Origin of the sequence: Lunatimonas salinarum (genome assembly GCF_017811155.1) — a bacterium.
GTDB classification, from domain to species: Bacteria; Bacteroidota; Bacteroidia; order Cytophagales; family Cyclobacteriaceae; genus Lunatimonas; species Lunatimonas salinarum.
On the sequence record NZ_JACVCV010000001.1, the window covers coordinates 427,726 to 453,317 of the forward strand.

The window sequence follows — 25,592 nt, forward strand, 5'->3', positions numbered from 1 at the left end:
CAGCTGCATCCATCTAATCCTGAAGTATCTTTTTAAGATTTTCAGCCAGTAGCTCCACGTTGCCATCTTCGAACATGGCCACGTGTTCCCCTGCTACCGGTACCACTTGAATATGGTTTACAAAAGGCTTCCATCCCAAGTATTTGAGGTCGGTTTCATAGAAATCCCATATTCCTGCCCGAAAGAAATATACATCGCCTTCGTATTTCTGGGCATGGTAGTTGCAGGCAGCCCGTTTATTTATGGCAATAATCCGCTCCTGCGTCGCCAAAATCCCTGATTTTTCAGCCGGTTGCGCCTTACCCAACAGGTTCATTAATGTTGCCTTCTTTTTACGATAAGAGCTTAGCTTTTTGTTTTTAAATACCCGAGGATGCCTAATGAGCAAGCTTAACTCAATTGCCCGTTTGCCGATCTCGTCCCTGATGGCCACCCAAACTCGTTCCTTTAAGTTACTTGGCTTTTTGTGCTGATTTGCATAGGTGTCGAATAATATCAGCTTTTCCACCTTTTTGCCCATTTGGGTAAGTTGTTGTGCCATTTCAAACGCGATGACTCCTCCGAAGGAATACCCAGCTAAAATATAGGGGCCATAGGGGTTTTGGTTCAAAATCTCCGACAGGTAATAAGCTGCCATCTCTTCAATCGTTTCAAACGGCTCGTCAATGCCATTCAAACCCCTAGCCTGTATACCATATATCGGCTGGTCGGGATCCAGTTTGCCTACCAACTTATAGTAAGGTGTCACATTGAGTCCTCCTCCATGCACGATATAAATCGGCTTCTTCATCCCTTCGGGTTGTACAGGCACAAGTGAATCCCACTTGATGGCCTCCTTTTCCAAATCCAATTGGGCAGCTAGCATTTCTACGGTAGGATGATTGAATAAGGTGATCAACGGCAAACGTGTGCCTGTCTGCTTTTCAATTTCAGCCATCACCTTGATGCCTATCAAGGAGTAGCCGCCTAGTTCGAAAAAATTATCCCTAGCACTTATCGTATGCTGATTGAGCCATTTTGCCCAAATGTTGCACAATAAGCGCTCGTTGGTCGTTTTGGGAGGAATATATTCCTTACGTCCACGACCCTGAGCAGCCCCTTCGACCTGAGGCAGCCGCTTTCTATCAATCTTTCCGCTGGGTGTCTTTGGGAATTCCGCTATGTCAACCAATATAGTGGGATGCATGTAGCTTGGCAAACTGCTTCTTAACACCTCGAGTACCGCCTCAATCTGCTGATCGGTAAGCTCTGAAATGACGGCGTGCATTTCCTCCTTGCTTCTCTCTCCAGAGGATATCCCATTCTTGTCCAGCGGAGAATCCGTTTGGAGGTAGGCGACGAGCTCCTGCTGCCCCAGCGAATTCCCTTGAACCTTAACCACAGATTGCACGACAAATGGCAGGGTATTTATCACGGCTTCTATCTCTCCCAATTCGACCCTAAACCCTCGGATTTTAACCTGATGGTCACTTCGTCCCAAAAAAACGAGACTGCCATCCCAGCTCACCTTTGCCAAATCGCCTGTCCGGTATATGCGGTGTGTGCGGTTTTCAAAATCGATCCAATTGCAAAACTTTTCGCGGGTAAGCTCCTCGGAACCTAGGTAATAGGCTGCAAGGGGCAACCCTGCAACGCAAAGCTCACCTACTTGCCCCGGACCGACTTCCTCCAAACCCGAACCCAAAATACTAATAGAGGTATTGTCTATTGGCTCACCGATTCCTGGTAAAGACGGCCATGTGCTGGGATCTCCATCTAACCTCAACTCGGTAACTACATGTGTCTCAGTAGGCCCATACTGATTGAATAGAACCGCACCACGTATCGCCTGAAAGAAGGTAACTACCTGAGGTGTAACATGCAATTGTTCGCCCGCCGTCATCACTTCTTTCAACGTCTTGGGAAAAACACCCCGGTGTACTGCTGCCTCGCAAAGCGACTGCAGTGCCACAAATGGCTGAAACAAGCGGTTGACTCCTCCCTTTTCCAGCCGATCCAATAACCGGTTGGCGTCCAATCGGTCTTCATCTGAAATCAGCACAAGGGTTCCGCCACTACACCAAGTGGCAAAAATTTCCTGAAATGACACATCAAAGGTAATGGGAGAAAACTGGATAGTCTTCCAGTCGCTCGTTGCAGCTGAGGCATCTAATTGCCATTGAATCAAATTTGACAATGCTTGGTACCCCATACACACCCCCTTCGGCCTACCCGTCGATCCGGAAGTGTGAAGCACATACACAATTTGTGATTGATCGATTGGTCTGGTCAAGACCGAGCCATCGAAATCGGCGATCTTAGCTGAAATATCCGAGTCGTAAATAACTTTTTCCTCAGGAAAAGACCAACCTTTATCCTTCTTGGAAAGGATTAACTTTAGGTCCGCATGATCAATAATTGCCTGTACCCGATCAGGGGGATAGGTAACGTCCAGCGGAACATACGTAGCACCCGCCTTGAGAATTCCCAAAAGAACGGTAAGTTGATCCGGAGTTCGGTTCAAATAAAGCCCAATTCGATCATTAGGATGGATATTACTTGCGATCAAAAAGCGGGCAAATTGATTGGAACGTTTATCCAACGCTGCATACGTAAGTGAGATGCTGTCTGTGGCGACGATAGCCGCCTGATCGCCAAAACGACTCGTCATGTCGGCAAATCGCTCTAGAAACCCCATTTCCAACACCCTAGTCGTACCAGTCAGCTTGGCAGGACGAAATCCTTGATCAAATAGCAGCGGTAAACTGCCCAATTGAATAGCTGGATTTGCCACCACAGCCTCTGCAATCTTCAGGAAGTTTCGGTGCCACCTCGAAATGGTGCTCTCATCAAACAGTGCAGTTTGAAAACCCCAGTTAAAACGGAAGCCATCTGCCTCCTCACTCACATTTAGTACTACTTCGAAATTTTCGAAACTTCTCGGGTTACTGATCAAACGCACCTTCAGGCCCGGATACAAAGAAGTTAAGTCCTCCGCTTTTTCGTAATTCAATACAAACGAAATCAAGGGAGGTCGTCCTGCGTCTCTACTTACGCTAAAATCCTTCAGAATACTGCCATAGGTGTAGGACTGATATTGAAAATCGGTTAAAATTTCCTGCTTTCTTCTTTCTATGTAATCCCGAAACGTTAAATCACCGCTGAGGTCCGCCTTAATAGGCAACATATTGACACAGTGGCCCACCATATCGTGGTAGGCAATATGCTCCAAATGCCCTGCTACCGGCATACCAGTTACGATAACCGATTGGCGGCTGACTCTAAACAGCAGGGTCTCCAGCACCACACGAAGGAAGGTTGCGGTATTTGTCCCAAAGTTTTTAGAGCTGTGGCTCAGCTGAGAAAATGCCGTAAATGGAACAAAAAAATCGGCTCGTTTGCTATTAAAGCGACGGGTAGAAAGGCGCTCACGATCCGTAGGCAATTCCAGTACGGGAAGTCCCTCCTCAAATTTCGCCTTCCAATAAGTCCCTGTAGATCGGTAGTCATCTGACCGGTAATAGGCTTGTCTTTCTATCGCAAAACTACTGAATGCCGGAGGAAGAGCCTTTGAGAGCGACTCTCCCTGAACAAGCTTACGGTAATATGATCCGAATTCCCTGAATAAATTATCTACAGACCAGCCATCACAAACAATGTGATGCGCCATAATGGTAAATAAATGGGTGTACCCAGGCAGCTTGATCAACGAAAACCTAGCTAAAGGACCTCGCAAAAGATCAAACACTTGATTTACACTTTCCTGCTTGAAGCGGACCAGAAAAGCTTGTACTTCGGAAGCAGACTTTGTTGAAAGATCCACATATTCAAATGGATTCGAAGGTATGGCGTGCACATGAATCTGTAAACCGTCTTCCGAAAAGGTAGCCCTTAACATCTCGTGCCGCTGAATGTAATTTAGAGCCTGCTCAAAGGCTTGCATGTGCAAATGTCCTTCAATTTCCAGAGAAAAGGACAGGTTGTACGCCCTATTTGCGTCTTCGCCACCCAATAAACAAGCCGCAAATATCTCTGTCTGAGGCTCCGTAGCTTCAAAGGAAAGCTCCTTCATATCCGGCATATCTACCGGCTCGACAAAACGCTGTTCGGGCGCTTCGGGAACGGCGGCCTCATCCGGCAAAATGTACCCACAAAAATCACCGAAAACCGGATACTGAAACACAGTGACCACCGGAGTTTTGGTAGATAGGAGCTGATCTACCTTGGCAATCATCTTTACCGCTGTTAGAGAATGCCCCCCTAAATCAAAAAAGTTGTCCGACTTCTTGATCTTTGGAACGCCAAGGATCTCTGCCCAGATCGAGGCTAATTTACCCTCAGTATCACTTAAGGTTTCATCCACCTCTGCCTCCATGTGCCCCAACTTCAAGGGATGCGGAAGTGCGGCTCGGTCGATCTTCTTATTTGGGGTCAAGGGATATTCTTCCATCATCACCCATGCAGCCGGAACCATATAAGGTGGCAGTATGGCCTTGAGTTGGCTCCTCCAAATGTTCTGATAGGCGTCAAATAGTTGTTGATCCGTAATTCCGGGCTTGATAAACGCCACCAGTCGATCATCTCCAGGCCCATAATTTCTGACACCCACAACTGCCTGCTTCACGCCCTCCAATTTCTGGAGCGCATACTCGATTTCTTCCAATTCAATCCGGTAGCCACGGATTTTCACCTGATTGTCTATTCGACCCAAACACTGAAACTCACCGTTTGGCAGCAATTGGGCCAAGTCGCCGGTTTTGTACATGCGGCTTCCCACTGCCTGCGAAAAGGGATCCGGCAAAAAACGTTCCGCAGTCATCTCGGGTAAATTAAGGTAGCCCAACGCTACCCCGGCACCACCAATAAAAAGTTCGCCCGGCTCCCCAGGGGAAGCCGGATTGCCGTCAGAATTCAATAAATAAAATACCGTGTTGCCTATGGGCTTGCCAATGTTGACACCGTTTGCGGAAAGGCTAATCTTCTTTAGCGACGACCAGACCGTGGTCTCCGTGGGACCATAACCATTCCACAGCTCCTTTACCCTTGGAATTAGCTTTTCAGCAAGGTCTCTTGCCAAGGCCTCTCCGGTAGAAATGGCTCGCAATCGATGCTGAAAATCCCAAACCTCTTGTAGCATTAACCTCCAAGTAGGAGGGGTAGCCTGTAACACCGTGATTTCCTTTTCCCTCACTGCCTCCACCAGGCGCCGACCATCTTTGGCCAGCTTGTTATCGGCTATGACAACGGAAGCTCCCGAAACCAACGGAAACAACAATTCATTGATGGAAATATCAAATGAGATAGTGGAGACGGCAAGCCATTTGTCCGTAACACCCAGGCTTAATTCCTCCCTAAGACTTAACAAAAGATTCGTGAGGTTTCTATGGGTTACCATCACTCCCTTGGGACGTCCTGTGGAACCGGAGGTGTAGAGAATGTAAGCTACCTGGTCTGGTTTGACCGGCTGATCTGGAAATTCCGATTTCTGGGCAGGCAACCATTCAAAGACGTCTTCGAGCACGATCTTCTCTGCCGATAAGGATTCGAATAGACTACCGCCCCCCTTGCTAACAAACACGAATCGAGCTTGGGCATTTTCCACCATATAATTGATCCTATCAGATGGAAATTCTGGATCCAGCGGTAAATACGTAGCACCTGATTTTAAAATAGCGATGATCGCAACGAGCATTTCCATGGACCGTTCCACGGCCAATCCAATTACGGTGTCGGTCCCTGCCCCCCGCTGTAAGAGGTAATTGGCCAATTGATTGGTCACCACGTCCAACTCCCTGTAATCCAACAACCTGTCACCAAATAGTGATGCTGGATATTCGGAATACCTCTGAGCCGTTTCATGAAAAAGTTGCTGAAAAGTTAGCTCCATCGAATAGCTGCGAGGATTTGAAACCGAATACCCGGTATTCGGATCCAATTTTTCACCATCAATCGAGATATCTTTGATCAAGACTTCAAGATCTGAACTAGCCGCCTCCAATACCGCCCGTACACTTTCCATGAAGCGTTTGATAGTGGTAGGCAGGAACAAACCCGAATTATAAGTCCATTCAAATGAAAATCGGGAACCTGACCCTACTACATTCAAAAATATTTCGAAATTCTCATATGCTCTCGGATCATTTGACATGCTAGCGGTAAGTCCGCGGAAAGACAAGCCCTCCTCCGATTCCATGTCAATATTCAATACAAATGGAACGAGAGGCACCCTAGAAAAATCACGGAACCGCTGCAATGTGCCTAGTAGCTTGCTAAATGTGAAATTTTGGTGATCCAAATCGTCCAGCAGTGACTTCCTCCTACGTTGCAAATAAGTTGAAAATGAAGTGCTCGAAGTAACATTGGCTCTAATTGGCAACAGATTTACACAATGTCCTACCGTGCTAAAATCTCCATTTACGACCTGTCCTGCCGCTGGCAACCCGATTACCACATCGGATTTTCCGCATAACTTGGAGAGTGAAATCTCCGTAGCGGCCATAACAAGGTTGACCAGGCTACAGCCCGTTTCTTTTATAACCCTTCGAAGGTCAACGCCAAGTTTTTCGTCCAGCGCATAAATTTCCCGAGCTGCGTCGTAGGTTCTCACCGGAGGACGAGGAAAATCCAACGGAAGGGGAAGATCGCTGGTATACCCCTTGAATTTCTCTTCCCAATAGCGCTGTGTTTCCTCATATTCTTCCGATCGCTCAAACTCCAACAGCCTCTTAGCATAGTCCGAAAAATCCGAATCCTTGTTTATTTGTGGCTGTTTACCCTCCGATAGTAAGGAATAGTTTCGTGCCAACTCCTCTACGATTACATTCAGCGACCAACCATCACAAATGATGTGGTGTGCCGTTATGTTCAAAAGATGATTATCTCCTCCCCTTTTGATAACCGTAAAGCGGATCAACGGCCCCTGCTGCAGATCAAATCCACGCATCGAATTGCGCCGATAAAAATGTGCCAATTCCAGTTCTTCCTCTTCAGGTGGCAGGACCGAAAAATCCAACTCTTCGATCGCTAGATCTGCCCGTTGGCTGACAATGAGGTTCTCTCCGTTTCCGCTGATCTTGCTACGTAACAGTTGATGACCTTGAAGTAGCAGGTCCAAGCATTTTTTCAACAGGTTGGTCTGGAGAACACCCTTCAACTGAATGGTGATCCCCTGATTATAGGCCAGATTCGCTTCTTCTCCACCCACCATACAGGCGAGCCATATCTCTCGTTGGGGTGGAATTACCGGAATAATCCGTTCGATGGGATTACCTCCAAATGGATTAAAACTGACGGGTTTTGCTTCTGCTGATTCATTCATCACACAAAAAATTAAGTTAGCTGTAAATAATTTCCGGGATTCTTCTCGTCCTCCAAAAACCAGGCTGGATTACCGTCTTGGTCTAGGCCGAGCCGGGCATTTGCCACGGGCGGGCAACTTGGGTCAAAAGAAGGAGCTGATGGCTGGATCTCAGCATTTTCCTGAACGCTCACTGCCTCCTGAGTAGATGCCCTAAGATAATCCAAAAGCCGCCCCGGCGTGGATAATTGCTCACTGAGTTGTCTGAAGGAAACGGGCACCTGAAAGGCCTTTTTAAGGGTAAATGCCAGCTGAGTCAGTAACAGCGAGTCGAAGCCCTGCTGTAAAAACGACTGTTCCATTTGGATCCTTTCCGCCGGTAACCCGGAGGAATTTTCCAATATTTCCAATAATTCACCTTTTAGGCTATCGGAGTTATTGGTGGCCGGAGGAGCTGTCGTTCCACTATCAACTTTGGTAGCTACTGGCTTTTCGGAATGGATGCCACTGGGTTCGGATACCGTCTTTAATTTCCCGGGTTCTACCCAGCACCGAATTTGCTCAAAGGCATAATGCGGCAACTTGCAGGTAGCCGGATAGGAACTGCCATAAAACCCCTTCCAATCTGGTAGTAGTCCCTCTAGCCACAAATCTCCAAGTACCTGAAGCAGCCCGGTCGTATTGTCTGCGGCTGTTCGTTCAATCGAATGAAAAATCCCACCTACGTTCCTGCCAATTTGTTGTCTAGCAAGTGAACTCGTCACGGTGCCCGGGCCTACTTCTACCAGTAAGGGACTCTCCATCGTCGCCAAGGTGGCCATTGCATCACTGAAACGCACGGTTTGTCGCAGGTGATTGGCCCAATAGGCCGGATCCATTGCTTCCGATTCCTTGATCCAAGTACCGGTTACTGTTGAAATAATGGGGATATTCGGCCTGGAAAGGGGGATTCTTTGGACCAAAGCTAAAAAATCAGGAACAATAGGATCCATCATATGTGAATGAAAGGCATGGCTGGTTGCCAAAACCCGGTTCGGGATTTCCTGCTGGTCCAATATTTTGGAAAAGCTTGCAACCAGTTCATCCTCACCTGAAACCACCACCGCATTGGGACTGTTGATCGCTGCGATAGAAAGGCTATCCGGTAGGATACGGCGTAGCTGATCTGGCTCCATTCTCACTGAAAGCATGCTGCCCTTTGGAAGCTGGGAAACCATGTTTCCGCGTACACTTACCAAATGCAATGCGTCTTCTAAACTCAGCACACCCGCCAAATGTGCCGCTACGAATTCCCCAATGCTGTGTCCGCACAGGGCGGAAGGTCTTATGCCCCAGTGCATCCAAAGTCTCGCCAAGGCATAACTGGTTACAAAAATTGCCGGCTGGGTATATTTGGTATCATTGAGCCTTTCTTCCTCCAACCGGCTTCCAGATGCCGGATAAAGAACTTGCCGGATATCTTCGTTCAAATATTTCTCTAAGACTTCCGCACAGGTATCTACTGCCTCACGATAAACGGGTTCCTTCAAATATAGTTCTTTGCCCATATTTGGGTATTGGGCACCCTGTCCGGGAAAGGTGAATACCATATCGCCCGGAATCCGGGTCAGTACATTGCTTTTTATGGAGGACTCCGATTTACTTCCCAATTGGTCGATCAAATCACCCACTGAGGCCGCTACTAAGCAGGCTCTGTGGTTAAATCCCGCACGTTTGGTATGCAGCGTGGCGGCGATTTTCTCGAGCGGCGTTTCCGGGTGCTCGATGAGAAATGCCCGTAATCGCTCTCGGTATCTTTCGAGGCTGCCTTCGGACTTAGCGCTCCAACAAATCAAATGAACCCTTCGATCGGTTGGATCATTTACTTCGAGATTGTCAAAACCCTCTAATACCAAATGCACATTGGTACCCCCTACTCCAAACGAGCTGACCCCTGCAAAGCGCTGGTCAGCCTGCGGCCAAGGCCCTTTTTGTGCGTTGACAAAAAATGGCGTTCGGGAGAAATCAATTGATGGATTTGGCGTTTCAAACCCAAGGGAAGGAGGAATAGACTTGTTGGTGAGTGCCAAGGCAGTCTTTATGGTGCCTGCTACGCCCGCAGCCGCGGTGAGGTGTCCGATATTGCTTTTTACTGATCCGAGGGCACAGTACTGAAACCGATCCTCTACCCCAAAGGCAATCCTTAATCCCTCCACCTCGATTGGGTCACCAATGGGCGTACCGGTACCGTGCGCTTCCACGTATTGAATCTGCCTTGGATCAATCTCGGCATCCTCTAGCGCCATCCTTATTGATCCCGCCTGTCCAGCTGCACTGGGTGCCGTAAAACTCCCTTTTTCACCACCGTCGTTATTGACCCCGACACCTTTGATCACCCCATAAATGAAATCGTGGTCTCTAACGGCTTCGTCTAAATCTTTCAGCAACACCGCCCCTGCACCATCGTTAAACAACGTACCGGTTGAGCCCTTCTGAAAAGGCTTGCAATGGCCATCGGCACTGAGCATTGAGCCCTCTTCGTATCGGTGCCCAACTTTGTAAGGTGCACTTACGGATGCACCCCCTGCAAGCGCCATGGCACATTTTCCGGACCGAATTGCATCCACCGCTTGGGCAATGGCCAACAACGATGTGGAACAGGCTGAAAACACACTTACAGCAGGTCCCTTTAGATCCAAATGATAGGCAGTACGTGACGCGATATAATCTTTTTCATTAACAGTCGCTACTTGAAAAGCCCCTACTTGTTGAATAAGATCAGGGTGATGGATGACGTGATTAATGTAGTAATTATTGGTATAACAACCTGCGAAAACCCCGATTTGATCGTGGCCATATTGCGGAAAATAGCCCCCATCCTCCAAGGCTTCCCAAGCAACCTGAAGAAATATCCGTTGTTGCGGATCCATTAGCGCAGCTAGCTTTGCATTTATACCAAAAAATCCGGGATCAAAATCCTCCACTCCATTAATTACTCCTCGCGCCTTTACGTACGTCGGATCCTTTCTGAGCTGTTCGGAAACCGAAGGATCCAATTCAGAATCATCGAAGAAGGTAATCGTCTCCTCTCCATCAGCCAGCACCCGCCAGAAATCCTCCAAGGTATCTGCCCCCGGAAACCGCCCCGCCATGCCAATAATCGCAATTCCTTTGGGAGAGCCCCCGGCCAGATTGGCCCTTTTTTTGTTGCCCGAATGAAAAGAGCGAGGCTCAAAGAAAGCGGCCATACCCCCTACCGTTGGACTCTGATACAGCCTAGCAATAGGTAACCTTCTCCCCAGTTGATGAAAAATCTCAGCTACGACCTTTTGAGCCAGAAGTGAATTGCCTCCAAGTTCAAAAAAATGGTCATCTGCACCGATTTGGTCAAAGCCCAAAACAGTACGGACAATCTCGGCCAATTGCTTTTCCAGTACGGTAGCCGGATTCCGAAACAGGGTCTTTAAAGCCGGTCTTTTTTGGATTGGAACGGGTAAAAGTTTTCGGTCGACCTTCCCGCTACTGGTCTTGGGAAGTTCCTCCATTTGAATGAAAAAAGAGGGGATCATGTAAACCGGCAGGCGATCCTGCAAGTATGCCTGCAACGCCTCAATTTCCATCTCCCCTGCCTCCATTACGATATAGGCTGCCAGGTATTTATTACCAACTACCTCTTCCCTTGCAACGACAACAGCTTGACTCACGGAAGGCATTTGCATAAGTGCAATCTCAATCTCAGATATTTCTATCCGATTACCTCTGATTTTAACCTGCTGATCCCTCCGGCCTTCAAATTGTATATTACCATCTTCCAGCCAACGCCCCAGGTCGCCAGTCCGGTAAAGCTTGGTTTTAGTGTCGCCATCGGCCCATGGAAGAAATGAAACCGCAGTCAATTCAGGGTTGTGGAGGTAGCCGTTGGCTACGGAAACACCGCTTACGCAAATCTCTCCCGTATGTCCAAACGGAACCTCCTTCAGATGCTCGTCCAGGATATGGATTTTTACGCCTGCAAATGGCTTCCCAATACACGGTAACTCCTCCCAAGTCGAAGGATCTGAGGGCAATTGATATCCAGTAACGTAAATGCAGGTCTCCGTTGGCCCATATTTATTGTTAAACCTACAACCATCCAATTGGCTGAAAAGCGTCCTAATCGGTGGCGTAATCTTGAGCGTTTCTCCTGCGGTGGTGATCTCCGTAAGCGAAGCGGGAAAGATGGAAGAGCGAACGGCCTCCTCCGCAAAATATTGAAGCTCCACGAACGGAAGATACAGTCTATTGATCTCCTCTTGCACGATATAGTCTAGAAGCGCTTTAGAGTCCAACCTCAGTTCGTTATCCAAGAGGTAAACCGTTCCTCCTGTCACCAATGGCACAAAGATTTCATCCATGGAAACATCGAAACCAATATGGCAAAACTGGGCGGTCTTTGATCCTGCCCTCGCTTCCGACGTTTTTATATGATGTTCCAAAAAATTCACCAATCCTGCATGCGGCACACAGACTCCTTTTGGGGTTCCCGTAGATCCAGAGGTATACAATATACATGCGTCAGGCTGGGAAAAAGCAACAAATGGCTTGGTGTATGAAGGAAAGGAATCACCATTCAACGCGATAGTCTCACATCCCAAAGCCCTAAAAAACGAAAACTCCTCCTCCAGGCATACCACCGCCTTCAGATTCGAATTTCCCAAAATCTGTTCAATACGGGCTCTCGGGTAGTTTGGATCCAACGGAACATAGGCCTTACCAGCTTTTAAGATTGCCAATATCCCGACAAGTAAATCCAAATGACGGGTAGTGCTGATGCCAATTAAAGACTCGTGGGGATACCTAACCAAAATTTCTGCCCCCAATCCGTTAGCCTTTTCATCTAACTGCTGATACGTAAGAGACTCGGACCGAAAAACGACCGCCTCATGCTCTCCCCTCTTCCCAACCATCTGTTCCACCATTTCGTGGACATACAAATTGATTTTTTCTGTCTCCATATCTTCTTTACTTCAACTGCCAAAAAACTACCGTAAAACTAGGAAACTAACCGCTAATATAAAAGGCAAATTCAAAAATATTTTTTAATAACCTATTTTATAGTATTTTTCATTTATTTTTTAAAATATTTAAATATTTTAAACTTAATTAAATTATTATAACGATTATTTAAAAGCTAAAATAAAGGAATTACATGAAACACGAAAAGACTTTTTTTAGATTCAAAATGCGTTTTATTTCATTTTAATCTAAAACTAAAAGTGCACGAAACGAAACCATAGAAGTATATTACAACTAATAGAAGCCGCTGTATAAACTAATTTTCATTTTTTTTTAAAACAATCAGGTTTTCAGGTATTTAAAAATTTGGCTATCCGAACACTTAACCTTTGAATTACGATGTCCATCAAATTTTTCGGGAATATTTGTTAGTTGATTTCAATGGTAAGGTCAATTTTTTTTATATTGTCGCAACAAATCAGTTAATCAACCTAAACACATTTTCTAACTCATTCAAAACCCAAAGTCAATGAACGAAAACATTAACCGAAGCGCGCTTTTCAACGGAAGCTGCTTTGCCTTGATCACCACCGCCTTTACGTTCGCTATTCGGGCGGGGATTCTACCCCAACTTGGAGAACAATTTGGCCTCAATGCCGAGCAATTAGGCTTTATCAATTCCATGTGGTTTTTGGGATTCCCTATTTCAATGATCATCGGAGGGTTGGTTTATCACACCTTCGGACCCGCTAATATCATGCGGGTAGCTTTTGTAGCGCACACGCTTGGTATCCTATTGACCATCTACGCGGGAGGATACACCACGCTGCTAATCTCCACCCTATTTATTGGGTTTGGAAACGGCTGTACGGAAGCTGCCTGTAACCCTATGATTGCGGACATGTATTCCGGCGACAAGCTAAATAAGATGCTCAACAGGTTCCACATGTGGTTCCCCGGTGGCATCATGCTGGGAGCCATTATTTCCAACATCATGACATCCATGGGAGGTGTGATGGGTGCATGGCAAACGCAAATGTGGGTGCTTATGATCCCTACCGTTATCTATGCGGTTCTTTTCTACGGCAAGGCATTTCCTAAGCCAAAAGTCGAAGGTTCTGCCTCATTGGCGGAAAACTTCAAGGCAATGGTCAGCCCTGTTTTCTTGTTTTTGTTTTTCACCATGGCGCTTACCGCCATCACTGAATTTGGTCCGCAGCAATGGGTGAATATCGTACTGAGCAAAAGCGGTGCTAATGCCATGCTAATCCTTGCCTTGACCACGGGCATCATGGCTGTTGGCCGGTTCTTTGCCGGCCCGGTAGTAGCTAAGCTTGGGCAAACCGGCGTATTGCTCTCAGGCGCAATTCTGGCCACCATCGGCATTTACCTTTTCAGCGTCGTAACCGGAGGAGTTGCTTACTTTGCGGCTATTATTTTCGCCTTGGGAGTTTGTTACTTCTGGCCCGTAATGATCGGCGCCGTAGCACAACGCGTCCCCCTGAGTGGTGCGCTGGGAATGTCCATAATCGGTGGAGTAGGCATGTTTTCTACGGCAATCTTCCAACCCATTATAGGAGGATGGATCGATGGTAATATGGCTGCTAAACAAGCAGAAGGATTGACCGGTGAAGAACTTGAATTGGTAGCGGGACAAGCTACCCTGCTTAACATGGTGGCCTTTCCAGGCATCTTGATCGTCCTGTTTATCATCTTCTTCCTTTGGCAAAAAAATGCAAAAGCCCCTGCAGGGGTGGCCGCAGCACACTAGTAAAATCAGCCGATAAATCTGAAAAGGCAGCCGAAGCGTTCGGCTGCCTTTTTTTTCTTTGACCCGATGAATGCCGCAAAAGCTCCCGAACAAACCTGTAAACCTCTTAAGGTAATCTTGTCTTCCGAAACACGGGAGGCCTGGTGCGCATGCGGCCATAGTGCACGATACCCTTTTTGCGATGGCACTCATCGAACGCTGGAAATGACGCCCGTAAAATTCTTCCCACCACAGGATGGTGAGTTTGCGATTTGCACTTGTAAAAGAACCAAGACTCCCCCCTACTGCGACAAGCAACCTACTTGACGTAAAGCCAATAGCTACCGCTCAATGGGCCATATGAAAGTGGACTTTGCAAGGGAACCTCGCTTCATAAACAAACCGCATCCAAACCTTTATGCAATAGATTCGTTATAATAATCTATCCGGTGATTTGGACGCAACAGGCTCCCGGAATTGGTATTAAAGTAAGAGAACAGTTTATAGCCGCTAAAGACTGTGTGTGATTTATCCACCTTAGAAGGTAATTATGGCACAGTAAAAAAATTCATACCAAACCAACTATTATTTATTACCATCAAGCCCGGCGAAGATTTGTTCTGCCGGGTTTGTTGTTTTCAAAGACCTTCGCTGCATTTAACTGATCAAGTACTCCGAGGTCAGCCTCCGACCAATCCAACTCGTAAAGCATTTCAAAAGGCAACCAAACCAATTCACTATGGTCTACCAATCTAACCGCTGGATTGGTAACGGTAGCTAAAAATGGAATAAGTCGTATCCGAATATCCGGATAGCTATGTTCTACTGGGTTCAGCCGCGCTCCGATGACAATTTCAACGCCCAATTCCTCCAAAATCTCGCGCTTCAAGGAGTCAATTTCCGTCTCTCCCTTCTTTATCTTTCCTCCTGGAAACTCCCACTTACCCGGTCTCGGCTTACCCATGGCACGTTTCACACTCAGAATACGTCCATTCAGGCAAATAACAGCACAAGTAACCTCAATCATGTGGATTTACGCGTTTTATTAGCTAAAGTAGAAAATTGGCTCATGCTACTCCAACGCAGGATTATACAAAAGTTCACCCTTTTCGAAATCATACAGAGTCAATGACCTCATTTCGTAATACGCAGTCCAAAACTCCCGGAGGGACTCTATATAGGCACGCCGATTTTGATCCTTGTCCACCTGGGCTATACCTAAATCGGTAATGGTCACATTCCCGTTTTGGTAACGTTTGAAAGATATTTCGTACCGTTTATCTGCCACCTGATCGGAGAGCTCGGTAATTGCGATTCGATCGCGCAGCATTTCAAAGTTTTTTACCTTCGTAAAAATCTCCTGCTCAAAGTTTATAATTTCCTGATCCAGGGTATAGTTTATCAACTTCTGATTGGCCTTTGCCTGACTCATCCGAGCTTTGTTTCTTCCCCAGTCCAAAATCGGCACTCCTACCCCTAAGCTTACCAACGCCTGTGTATTTGGGTTGGTATAAATATCCCGAAAATCCAATGCGGCATTGTTATACCCATAGCTGGCGTTCAAGCTCATCTGAAAACGTTGTCCTCTGGCCTGCGCCACACTACTTTCCGCCTCTATCCGTTCCCTTTCAAAAGAAACTGCGTCAGAGCGGTTTTGAAACGCCCGGTCTATCGCCTCTTGGACGTCAATCCCGTAAGTCGGGATATCAGAAGGCAGTATTAGGTTGATATTCAATGCCTCGTTTAAGCCCACATAAGATTTAAGCGCAAGTGAACTTGTCTCCATCTGTAGCCTCGCTCGGGCCAGATCCTGTTTCGCCTGCAGGACCTGCAGCTCTACCTGCAAAAGCTTGTCCTCGTAGGTAGTCCCTATATTGTACCTTCCCCGCTCAATTTGAAGAATGGCTTCTGAGTTTGCCAAGTTTTTGGAGGCGATTTCCAAATCCACCTGGGCAACCAAAAAATCAAAAAACATGGAAGAAACCCGCCGGGCTATGTTTTCCATCTCCTCTACGTAGCCACGCTTACTTTCCTCATACAACAGCGGCTCGATCTGCTTATCCCATTTCAACCTGTTAAAGGCAAAAATAGGCTGCTGCAACCTTATATTGACCGGGACACCGCTCCATCGGGTCTGTGGATCAAAATTGGATGCCATGAAATTATCAAAACGGTTCGTACTGCTGTTTACTGATATTGTTCCTCCTGTTGCCGCGATTTCCTGGCGTAGTCCCAGCTCTACATCCATTAGGTTTTGGCGTACCTCTCTAAATTCAACGGTACCGTCTGGCTGGGTCACGCTAGCAAACTCTTGGCTATATCGGGGAAGCGTACCCGAAAGGTAGAGCTGTGGGTTGTAGTTGGAGCGGAATAAACGATACCTCCAGTAAAGATTCTCCCGCCGAGTCTCCGCTTGAAGTGCAGCAGGGGACTGGGCTTTTGCTCTGGCAATAATTTCCTCCAATGTAAACTGTGTGAGATCCTGTGCAGATACAGCAGTGATCATCAAAAAACACGAAAACGTGAGAAATTGAAACGTAATATTTTTACTCATAGCGCAGTGAAGTTATGGGATCCTGACTTGCAGCTCTTCTAGCGGGCATGATTCCAAAGACCAATCCCACTGTGGCAGCCACTCCAAACGATAATATGATCGAAGGCATCGTAATGACGGTCGGAAACTCCGCAAAGGTAGAAACCATGTGAGCCAACACAACTCCTAAAATCACGCCTATAATTCCGCCTGAAATACTGATCATTACTGCCTCGAAAAGAAACTGATTTACAATATCGGATTTTTTTGCTCCCAACGAAAGTCTTAGTCCGATTTCTTTGATTCGTTCCATCACAGAAGCCAGCATAATGTTCATAATCCCGATTCCTCCCACCAATAACGAGATACCCGCAATTGCCCCTAATACAATGTTGAAAATATTTTGCGTTCGCTGCTGTTGTTTCAATAAAAGCTCAGGAATGGTGATTTCAAAATCAACCACATTAAAGTGTCTGCGTTCCAAAATCTTTGAAAGTACCTCAGCGGTGGGAGTTAACAGCTCACTTTCCTCTACCTGTACCACCAATTTGTCCAGTTGATGGTAATTAGAGCGGGAGCTGGCAGATTCGGAACCTTGCAGGGCAGATTGAGTTACAAGGTCTCTGTTTCTAAAACGTATCAGCATAGTTTGTACCGGAACATAGACATCCATATTAAAATCCCGAATGCCCAGTTTCGATATACTGGACTCCGATACAACGCGTTCCTCTAAAACGCCGATTACCTCCAACCATTGATTCCCGCTTTTGATTCGCTTGCCTATGGGGTTTTCCTTTGGAAAAAATCTGGACTGCACATTTCGCCCAATAATACAGACCGCATCGCCCTTTTTCAGATTTTTTTCGCTAAACATGCGCCCTTCCCTAAGTCTGAAATCGAGCACATCAAAATATGCGGGAGTAACCCCAACAAGCTTTGCTGAACGTCTTAACCCACTCTTTACGATGTGGGTATCAAAAACAATTTCTGGGCTGATTTTTTTGATGCCAGGAATCGTAGCGGCTATCGCTTCCACGTCCTGAAGCTTCAGGCCTGGAGAAAACCTAGGCCTTTCCATCTCCAAAAGGCTATTTTCATCAAGCTCTTCCTCCACCTGCTCTACTACAGGCTCGATCACAATGTTATTTACACCCACCAATTTGATCTGCTCCATGATTTCCTGCTGCGCACCCGTGCCGATGGCCAACATGGCAATCACCGCCGCAACGCCAAAAATAATTCCCAAAGCAGTGAGCAGGGAGCGAACCTTGTTCGCTAAAACAGCTTCAAAGGCAATATAAAAATTAGCTAAAAGTCGTTCATTAATCATACTATTACTTTAGGTTACCGACGCGTAAAATAGTCCCGTTTTTGAAAGTTATGGTATAAATCCCTGGACTCGATCAGCGGTAACCCTCGGTTCGTCACGATCCAAACTTCGCTTTCCATTCAGTTCATCTAACAATTTAACGGCTAGATTTTCTCCCCAGTTCGGAGTAGAAAGATAGACCTTATCGCCTTGGTTTAATCCCTTTTCAATTACGACATCGTTGGCGTTTGTCAAGCCCATCATCACCTCCTGCTTCACACCACTTTTGAGATACACAAAGTTAATCGAGTCATTTTCGACATTGATCGCTTCCAAGGGCACATACAGGACATCTTCCAGTTGGTCGGCAATGATGGCATTACTGGTGGTCATAGAGGGCCTAAGTAGATCATCGCTCTCATTGATCCGAATAATCACTTCAAATACCTTCGCATCCGAATTGGGTCGCTGCTGACCTACATTGGCTACTTTGGTTACCTTGCCGGTAAACCGCTTATCCGGGAAAGCATCCAACCCGATTTCCACTTCCTGCCCTATTCTGACACGACGTATGTCCACTTCATTTACATACGTAATACTCTGCATGGTCGTGAGGTCCGGTAAGGTAGCCACTACTGGGTTCCAAGAACTGATCTGAGAACCCTCTCGTACCTTCGTGCCTCTATTCGTCACATAGATCACCATGCCATCCTGTGGAGCTTTTACCACAAATTTGTCCAAGACTTCGATCATCTGATCCACCTCGGTCTGTACCTCCCGCAACTTCGCGCCGATCTCCACCATACGGGCCCTTTCCTGTAGGGTCTTGATACGGTACCGTTCTCTTGCCTGGCTAAGCTCTCGCTTTGCCTTCTCCATGTTGTACTGATTCTGCTTGATAATTGCTGGCGGTTCATATTGGGACTGCTCCAGAATCAACTCCTGTTCCTGTACGATATATTCCATGTTGAGAATATTGTCCCGCTCTTGCCGTAGATTTAACGAGGTATCCAGCTGTATTTGCTCATACTGCGCCTTGGTTTGGTCTAGTTCTAGCCGCTTATCCTCAAGCCGTCCAAAAAGCTCTGTCTTGTCGATAGAGCAAATAAAATCACCTTGCTTCACCACGGTCCCTTCATCTACCATTTTATCAATCGTGAAACTTCCTATTCGAAAGCGCCTGGCGTCATTGGGTCCGAATACCTGCACCGACCGCAGCGCCTCCAACTCACCGGTCGTGGTGATCTCCACTTTAAATTTACCCATCTGGACAGTAGCAGTCAGCTCATTTCCGTTACCTACCCGATTTGATCCCAGTGAAAAATAGAGTATTGTGATCACTATGACACTTCCAAGGGCAACATATATTAAATTCTTATTCATCAAATTGCAATTTACATCTACAAATTTAAACTTTTCTATGTTATTAACGAACCCGATAACCCTTTTATATCACCACTGACATAATATTCCGCTCATTCAGTTTCTCTCAATTTCGAAATCGCAATCGAAACAGATTGATTATCTTGCAGGTCCGTTCCTATACTACCAAATTATGATAAAAAGATTGATCAGCTGGGTAATCCGTTATGTTCCAAGAAAATACCTTCAATTATTCAGCCATAGTTTTTTAAAAATAAGTGTTTTATTCTATTCAGGCAAAAATGTCTCCTGTAATGTGTGCGGTAAGACCTTTCGAAAGTTTCTTCCCTATGGCCGAAAAGCACGTGAAAATGCCCTTTGCCCAAATTGTTTGGCGCTGGAAAGACATCGGCTGATATGGCTTTTTTTACAGGAAAAAACGGCCTTTTTTACCCAAGGTCTCAAGGTACTTCACGTGGCTCCCGAACACTGTTTTATTGAGCGATTTGCCAGTCTCCCCAATCTGGATTACATCACGGGAGATTTGGAGTCCCCTCTCGCCCAGGTTAAAATGGATATCCACCAAATACCCTTTGCGGACGAGACATTTGATGTCGTCTTTTGCAACCACGTGCTGGAGCATGTGCATGACGACATCAAAGCCTGCCGAGAAATAAACCGCGTGCTTAAAAATACCGGGTGGGGCATCATTCAGTCACCGGTTTACGATATGGAAGTGACCCTGGAGGACGTATCGGTCACCGAACCTGCCGAGCGGGAAAAGCTCTTTGGGCAACGGGATCACGTTCGGAAATATGGCAGAGATTATGCCCCACGCCTTAGCCAGTCTGGCCTAAATGTACAGGAAAACGACTTTGTGAAAACCCTCTCAGAGGAAGCGATAAAGAAGTTTGCCCTCCCTCCAAATGAGATCCTGTATTTTTGCACGAAAGGAAAATAAATTACAAACCTTATGCGACAAGTTCGAATCACACCTACAAAAGCTACTTGAGACCAAGGAATCCCAAGGCTATTCCCGCACCATAGCAGGTAAGCTGTAACATGGAAGTAAGGACTGCCAAAAATCCCACACGGATCGATCTGACCTCCAAAGTTGCTGAAATCAATATAGCACCCACCCAAAAGAGCAAAAAAAACATGCCAATCCAGCATAACACTGGCATGACAATATAAAAAACTGGCAGAAGCGATATGCCAACCAAAAAAAACAAAGGCAGCAAGTGCACAACCTGCAACGCACCGGGATGGAGGCGATTTACATGTATCCTGTTTTTTCCAAATTGATAGCTCTGCTTGGCAAAGCCCCAAAGGGAGCTTTTCCGGTGGTGGTAGACCCAGGCATCCTGAACCAGTTCCAGCTTGAAACCGGCTTTCTTTATCCGGATACTTACCTCTATGTCTTCCGCCCTATTTGCATCCCGAAACCCGCCAAGTTCTTCGAAAACTTCCTTTGAAAACCCCATGTTATACCCTCTCGCCTGATATTTGGCAGGATCTTTTAACTTCCCACGTATACCTCCGGTAGTCCAGAATGATGTCATGCTATAATTCATGGCAAGCTGCAACAAATCAAAGTCTTCCCTCGCTCGGTCTGGCCCACCAAACGCATCCAAACCTCGGTCAGAGACGGCAGCGGCTACCCTACTCAGGTAATCTGGAGGCAGCATGCAGTCCGAATCCAAAAAGACAAAAAAATCACCTTTAGCCTGCTGCATTCCCTTATTGCGGGCAAACCCCTGTCCGGCATTCTGCTGGTAAAGATAGGTGACATCCATTATATTATTAAAGGCGAGTACCTCCTTTTCGCATGCAATATCCGAACCATCATCTACCACGATGACTTCAAAGTCTCGGAACACTTGCCCTGCAAGGGTCTCTAACAGAGCTAAAATCTCCAATGGCCTATTGAATACTGGAATGATGACCGAAAAATGCATCAATCTCCTAGGTTGATTTTCTCCGAAATGGTGTAGTCAGTCCTCCTTGAAGTATTGGAAGTCATCATCTCAGCCAAAAAGCCGGTCAGAAACAACTGTACACCCACTATGAGGGCCACCAATGCGAGAAAGAAAAGCGGTTGATCTGTTATTTCGCGCACCGGTTCGCCAAGTCTTAACCCTTGAATTTTTGCATACACCAACTTAAAGGTAATGATGAATCCGGTGAGAAAGGAGAGCGTGCCCAGCGTACCGAAAAAGTGCATGGGGTTTTTCCGATATCGGTTAACAAAGGAAACTGAAATCAAATCCAAAAAGCCGTTTATAAATCGTTCAATCCCGAATTTGGTGGTACCGTATTTTCGGGGCTGATGGGACACCACCTTTTCTCCGATTTTTCCGTACCCGTGCCATTTCGCAATCAATGGGATGTACCGATGCATTTCCCCGTAGATATGGATATTCTTAACGACCTTACTTTGATAGGCCTTCAGGCCACAATTGAAATCGTGTAACTTAATACCGGAAATAATCCGGGTCACCGCATTGAAAAAGCGGGAAGGCACGGTCTTGGTAACGGGGTCATGCCGCTCCTTCTTCCACCCGGAAACCAAGTGATAACCCTCCTCTTTTACCATCCTGTACAGGTCCGCTATCTCATCAGGAGAATCCTGCATATCTGCGTCCATCGTAACCACCACCTCTCCCGTAGCCACGGAAAAACCTACATCCAATGCTGCCGATTTCCCGTAATTGCGATTGAAACCAATGCCTTTTACGACGGTATCCTTAGCCGCAAGCCTCCGGATTACCTCCCATGAACCATCCGTACTCCCATCATCCACCAAAAGTACCTCGTAGGTAAATCCCTGCTTTTTCAGCACTCGATTGATCCACGCAACAAGCTCAGGCAATGATTCTTCTTCGTTAAAAACAGGTATAACAACCGATATTTGCAACATTTAAACGAATTAATAGTCCAACGACTTATCCCGCTTTTTGAGTATAGCTGCTAAGATAAGCGCCATGATTGCGTAAACAATCAGTCCAATTCCAAATGATTTAACCTGGCCGGAAATAGAAAAATTTGACTCTATCCCTACCCTAATTTCATCCAACTGATCCCCTGAAATACTATCCCCCGCACCAAAGCGATCCATCATGTTCAGCATGTTTTCCAACTGTGCATCCACCAACATCTGAGGTAATTGCGGGTCAATGACTTGGTATAAGATCAAATTACCGATCAAACCGATCAAACCGCTTACCAATAATGTGACGAAGGAAAACATAAATGCCGGGCCATATTCCAGGTATCCACCCGCTTCTTTCCTGTATTGAAAGCCAAAAAACAGGATTAAGCCAAAAAACAAGGCCAAAATTACGATTCCAAACCAAAAGGACACCAGAATGGTGTAATCGACAAAATAGGCCAATAGTGTCAGGATAAACATGGTCAAACCCAAATACAAACCTGATTTGAACGCTGCTTGCGAAGGTGAATTAGTCAATCTATTTTCCATAGCTATTCAATTTTATGAGGTTAAAGTCCTCTTTAAAATTATGGAAATTATTATTGTAAAAAATAATCCGGGGAAAATTTTTCGAAGAAAATCGTTTAAAACCACATCAAAAACCGACATATCCTGAATATTCCTATAGGTTTCTTCAAAGCTCTCTTCTCCAAGCTGCTCCGTCAAAAGCCCCCTCTTCTCCTCCAATAAGGCTACATTAGAAGCCTTAAACGCCTCGAATACCTCTGGTTTAAATGCCATAAACCCCCAAATGAACAAAGCGGAAATCAGCGCCATCAGAATGTAAACCAAAAAGCCAATGCTCATTCCCTGACTAAAATACAGCGCACCACCGTTGAATTTGTCTCTGAATTGCTTGATCCCCGCAAATACAAACACCGGAACGACCACATAGCCAAAAATAAGCAACATGCCTACCGGCTCGGTACCGAGCAAATACAGGAAAAGAAAGCCTAGAACCAACAAAAACCCGCCCACCATCCCAAAGGGCAACGCGGCATGTACCAATTTATTCATAAAGCTTAAGAAACCTTCCCTTATTGACCATAAATCTTACCTGTCCTTTGAGCGACTTTCCAAGCCAGGGTGAATTTTGACTAACAGATACGTTGTTTCCCACGTGATACTCCCATACATGAGAAGGGTCAAAGACCGTGAGGGTATCAAATTGATCTACCGGCAACCTCAAGACCTGCCTAGGACCGGCGGTGAGCTTTTGGATAAGCAAAGGCCAGCCGAGCACCTGCTCCAAATAAACCATAGCCGGCAAAAATGTCTGCAACCCAATCATACCAAAGGGAGCAAGATCAAATTCCATAAACTTGGCGTCTACGTCTTGGGGTACATGATTACTTATAAGCGCATCAATGGTTCCATCCTTCAATCCATCAACCAACGCCAACCTGTCTGCCTCATCCCGAAACGGTGGTACTACTTTATACGCGGTGTCAAAATCAATCAAATCTTCCGCATCAAATATCAACTGATAAATCGACGTGTCAGCAGTAACCTGCAATCCCATTGCTTTTGCTTTCCGGATCTTTTCCACCCCACCGACAGTACTTAGGGCTTGAAAATGCATACGGCCTCCGGTGTATTCCAAAATGGACAGATTTCTATCTATCGCTGTTTCTTCGGAAAGTCGAGGAATTCCTTTTAGCCCTAGCAGCGTGGATGTGTTGCCTTCGTGCATTTGGCCAAATAACGCCAATAAAGGATCGTAGGAGTGATCAAAAAGAACCCCATCAAATTTCTTTAAGTACTGTAGCGCCTTCATCATCCGATCTGCATTTGCCAACGGCAAAAGCCCCTCACCAAAAATCCGAACGCCCTGATGATACAGGTCGATCATTTCCGTAAAATCCTCCCCTTGGGTATCTTTCGTTACAGCTGCTTGCAGGTGGATCGTGGGAAAAAGTGCCTTGGCCCGATGCTGCACGAATGCCACCTCATTGACTGACTGAATTACCGGGTGGGTGTTGGGAAGAATGACGGCCTCACAAAATCCACCCGATACCAACCCCGCCTCCAAGCTTTCAAACGTTTCTCTTGACTCTAACCCTGGTTCACCCACAAAACATCGCAAATCGACCCACCCCTTAGAGCCCAAAAGGCCATCGCAGTCTAGCACCTCCGCCCCCGCAGGCAATTCAGCGCCATGAGGGAATTCTTTTATATCCTGACCATCAAATAAATAGTCTGCGGGAGGGAGGATGCTTTTATCGGAAATAATGCGCAGTGACTGAAATATTTTTTGCATAGTAAAAATACTTTCTGCAAAACTGCGATTTTCTTTGATAAAAAGGAAATTAAAATCAGGCCTTCATACCTCCGTCCACCACATAGGTGGCCCCAGTGATAAAGGAACTGCGGTCTGATGCCAGAAACAATGCCAACTGGGCAATATCCTCATTGGATGCATACCTTCCCAATGGTATCATCTTGGTGAAGTTTTCCTTCGCAGCTATGCCTTGTCCTGGCGCAAACCCTTCTTCCAACGACCTCATCATGCGGTTATCTACCGGTGAGGGGTGTATGGTATTTACACGGATTTGATCCGGCGCTCCCTCCAGTGCAGCGGTGCGCATCAGTCCGATAGTGGCATGCTTGCTGGCCACATAGGCACTCACCGAAGGCGTGCCTCCCAAACCGGCCACTGAAGAGGTAATGATGACACTTCCCCCTCCATGTTGCCTAAGCAGTGGAAACCCGTACTTCATGCCCAACCATACGCCTTTGACATTAACCGCCATGACCTGATCAAAAACATCTTCGGGGTAATCGATCATCGGTCTTACAACCCCTTCTACCCCCGCATTCAGAAAAAGTACATCCAGCCTTCCAAAAGTGGACGCCACTTCCTTCATGTATTTCTGCACCCCTTCGGTGGTGCTGACATCGGCCTGAATCCAAATCACCCGGTCATCCGAAAGCGCCTGCTGTGCGGCATCCAAATTACTTTGATTAAAGTCAACCACTGCAACTCCAGCAGCCCCTTGCTCCAAAAAAAGGCGGGCTGTTGCAAGCCCAATGCCACCGGCACCACCAGTGATGACGGCAATTTTCCCATCTAGTTCCATGATTTTAGCCATTTTAGGTATACAAATAGTTCATTCCACTCGAAGGGCATCCCTTACCTTCGACTGGAATACTAAAGGTAGGGCTATTGGAACTGAAACAATATGAGCAGATCCAGTAAAAATCCTGATAAAAATCATCTATTTGCTCTTCAATAACGTTCAATGGGCTCGATTTTACCCAGGTACCCTTAGTAATCACTTTCAATTTCAACTTCCAAGCCAAGGATTGTGATGTAACCACGAAAACCAAATTTGATGACACTATTGCGCAGTGAAAGGTTCTTTCTATACACCTTCCTACACCCCGATTAATACC

15 protein-coding genes are annotated in these 25,592 nt (G+C 46.3%); 3 read left to right on the forward strand and 12 right to left on the reverse strand.

Translation table 11 applies throughout. The annotated features are described in order from the left end of the window. Nucleotides 1-13: 13 nt before the first annotated feature. Together IAQ59_RS01750 and IAQ59_RS01755 are read right to left on the reverse strand one after the other, a co-directional pair. The gene (locus IAQ59_RS01750) at nucleotides 14-7,297 is read right to left on the reverse strand and encodes an amino acid adenylation domain-containing protein (protein ID WP_209329029.1); all 7,284 of its coding nucleotides are present in this window, start codon (nucleotides 7,295-7,297) and stop codon (nucleotides 14-16) included. A gap of 11 nt (nucleotides 7,298-7,308) precedes the next feature. Beyond that, entirely contained in the window at nucleotides 7,309-12,249 is a 4,941-nt protein-coding gene (locus IAQ59_RS01755; RefSeq protein ID WP_209329030.1) for a polyketide synthase, read from the reverse strand. 530 nt (nucleotides 12,250-12,779) lie between these two features. On the opposite strand from IAQ59_RS01755, the gene IAQ59_RS01760 reads away from it, so the two are divergent. Beyond that, complete coding sequence (locus IAQ59_RS01760; protein ID WP_209329031.1) at nucleotides 12,780-14,021, forward strand: MFS transporter; 1,242 nt, start codon at nucleotides 12,780-12,782, stop codon at nucleotides 14,019-14,021. Nucleotides 14,022-14,087: 66 nt separating this feature from the next. Next, nucleotides 14,088-14,327 carry a CDGSH iron-sulfur domain-containing protein gene (locus tag IAQ59_RS22690; RefSeq protein WP_425342591.1) on the forward strand — a complete coding sequence of 80 codons (240 nt, stop codon included), beginning with the start codon at nucleotides 14,088-14,090 and terminating at the stop codon, nucleotides 14,325-14,327. A 271-nt stretch (nucleotides 14,328-14,598) separates the two neighbouring features. Here the strand turns inward: IAQ59_RS22690 and IAQ59_RS01770 are convergent, their stop codons facing one another. From IAQ59_RS01770 to IAQ59_RS01785, 4 genes are read right to left on the reverse strand one after another with little or no spacing between them, the layout of a single operon-like run. Further along, entirely contained in the window at nucleotides 14,599-15,027 is a 429-nt protein-coding gene (locus IAQ59_RS01770; RefSeq protein WP_209329033.1) for a (deoxy)nucleoside triphosphate pyrophosphohydrolase, read from the reverse strand. Nucleotides 15,028-15,072: 45 nt separating this feature from the next. After that, nucleotides 15,073-16,554: a TolC family protein gene (locus IAQ59_RS01775; protein WP_209329034.1), complete on the reverse strand. Its 1,482-nt coding sequence runs from the start codon at nucleotides 16,552-16,554 to the stop codon at nucleotides 15,073-15,075. Continuing rightward, nucleotides 16,547-17,863 carry an ABC transporter permease gene (locus tag IAQ59_RS01780; protein ID WP_209329035.1) on the reverse strand — a complete coding sequence of 439 codons (1,317 nt, stop codon included), beginning with the start codon at nucleotides 17,861-17,863 and terminating at the stop codon, nucleotides 16,547-16,549. Before IAQ59_RS01780 ends, IAQ59_RS01775 begins: the two co-directional genes overlap by 8 nt. Nucleotides 17,864-17,911: 48 nt before the next feature. After that, entirely contained in the window at nucleotides 17,912-19,225 is a 1,314-nt protein-coding gene (locus IAQ59_RS01785) for an efflux RND transporter periplasmic adaptor subunit (protein WP_209329036.1), read from the reverse strand. A 175-nt stretch (nucleotides 19,226-19,400) separates the two neighbouring features. Between IAQ59_RS01785 and IAQ59_RS01790 the strand changes: the two genes are divergently transcribed. Next, nucleotides 19,401-20,165: a class I SAM-dependent methyltransferase gene (locus IAQ59_RS01790; protein ID WP_209329116.1), complete on the forward strand. Its 765-nt coding sequence runs from the start codon at nucleotides 19,401-19,403 to the stop codon at nucleotides 20,163-20,165. Nucleotides 20,166-20,208: 43 nt separating this feature from the next. On the opposite strand, the gene IAQ59_RS01795 is transcribed toward IAQ59_RS01790, so the two are convergent. Genes IAQ59_RS01795 through IAQ59_RS01820 form a run of 6 tightly spaced genes read right to left on the reverse strand, consistent with a single transcriptional unit; the run spans nucleotide 20,209 to nucleotide 25,276 of the window. Beyond that, nucleotides 20,209-21,162, reverse strand: coding sequence for a glycosyltransferase (locus IAQ59_RS01795; protein ID WP_209329037.1), 954 nt, complete (start codon nucleotides 21,160-21,162; stop codon nucleotides 20,209-20,211). Continuing rightward, nucleotides 21,162-22,124, reverse strand: a complete 963-nt coding sequence (locus tag IAQ59_RS01800) for a glycosyltransferase family 2 protein (protein ID WP_209329038.1) — start codon at nucleotides 22,122-22,124, stop codon at nucleotides 21,162-21,164. Before IAQ59_RS01800 ends, IAQ59_RS01795 begins: the two co-directional genes overlap by 1 nt. Before the next feature lie 9 nt (nucleotides 22,125-22,133). After that, a complete protein-coding gene (locus tag IAQ59_RS01805; RefSeq protein WP_209329039.1) occupies nucleotides 22,134-22,685 on the reverse strand; it encodes a DUF4199 domain-containing protein in 552 nt (183 codons plus the stop codon). Between the two features lie 12 nt (nucleotides 22,686-22,697). Beyond that, complete coding sequence (locus IAQ59_RS01810) at nucleotides 22,698-23,213, reverse strand: DUF4199 domain-containing protein (protein ID WP_209329040.1); 516 nt, start codon at nucleotides 23,211-23,213, stop codon at nucleotides 22,698-22,700. Further along, a complete protein-coding gene (locus IAQ59_RS01815; protein WP_209329041.1) occupies nucleotides 23,206-24,456 on the reverse strand; it encodes a dihydroorotase in 1,251 nt (416 codons plus the stop codon). The genes IAQ59_RS01810 and IAQ59_RS01815 overlap by 8 nt, the downstream gene beginning before the upstream one ends. 55 nt (nucleotides 24,457-24,511) lie before the next feature. Beyond that, entirely contained in the window at nucleotides 24,512-25,276 is a 765-nt protein-coding gene (locus IAQ59_RS01820) for an SDR family NAD(P)-dependent oxidoreductase (protein ID WP_209329042.1), read from the reverse strand. Nucleotides 25,277-25,592 lie beyond the last annotated feature (316 nt).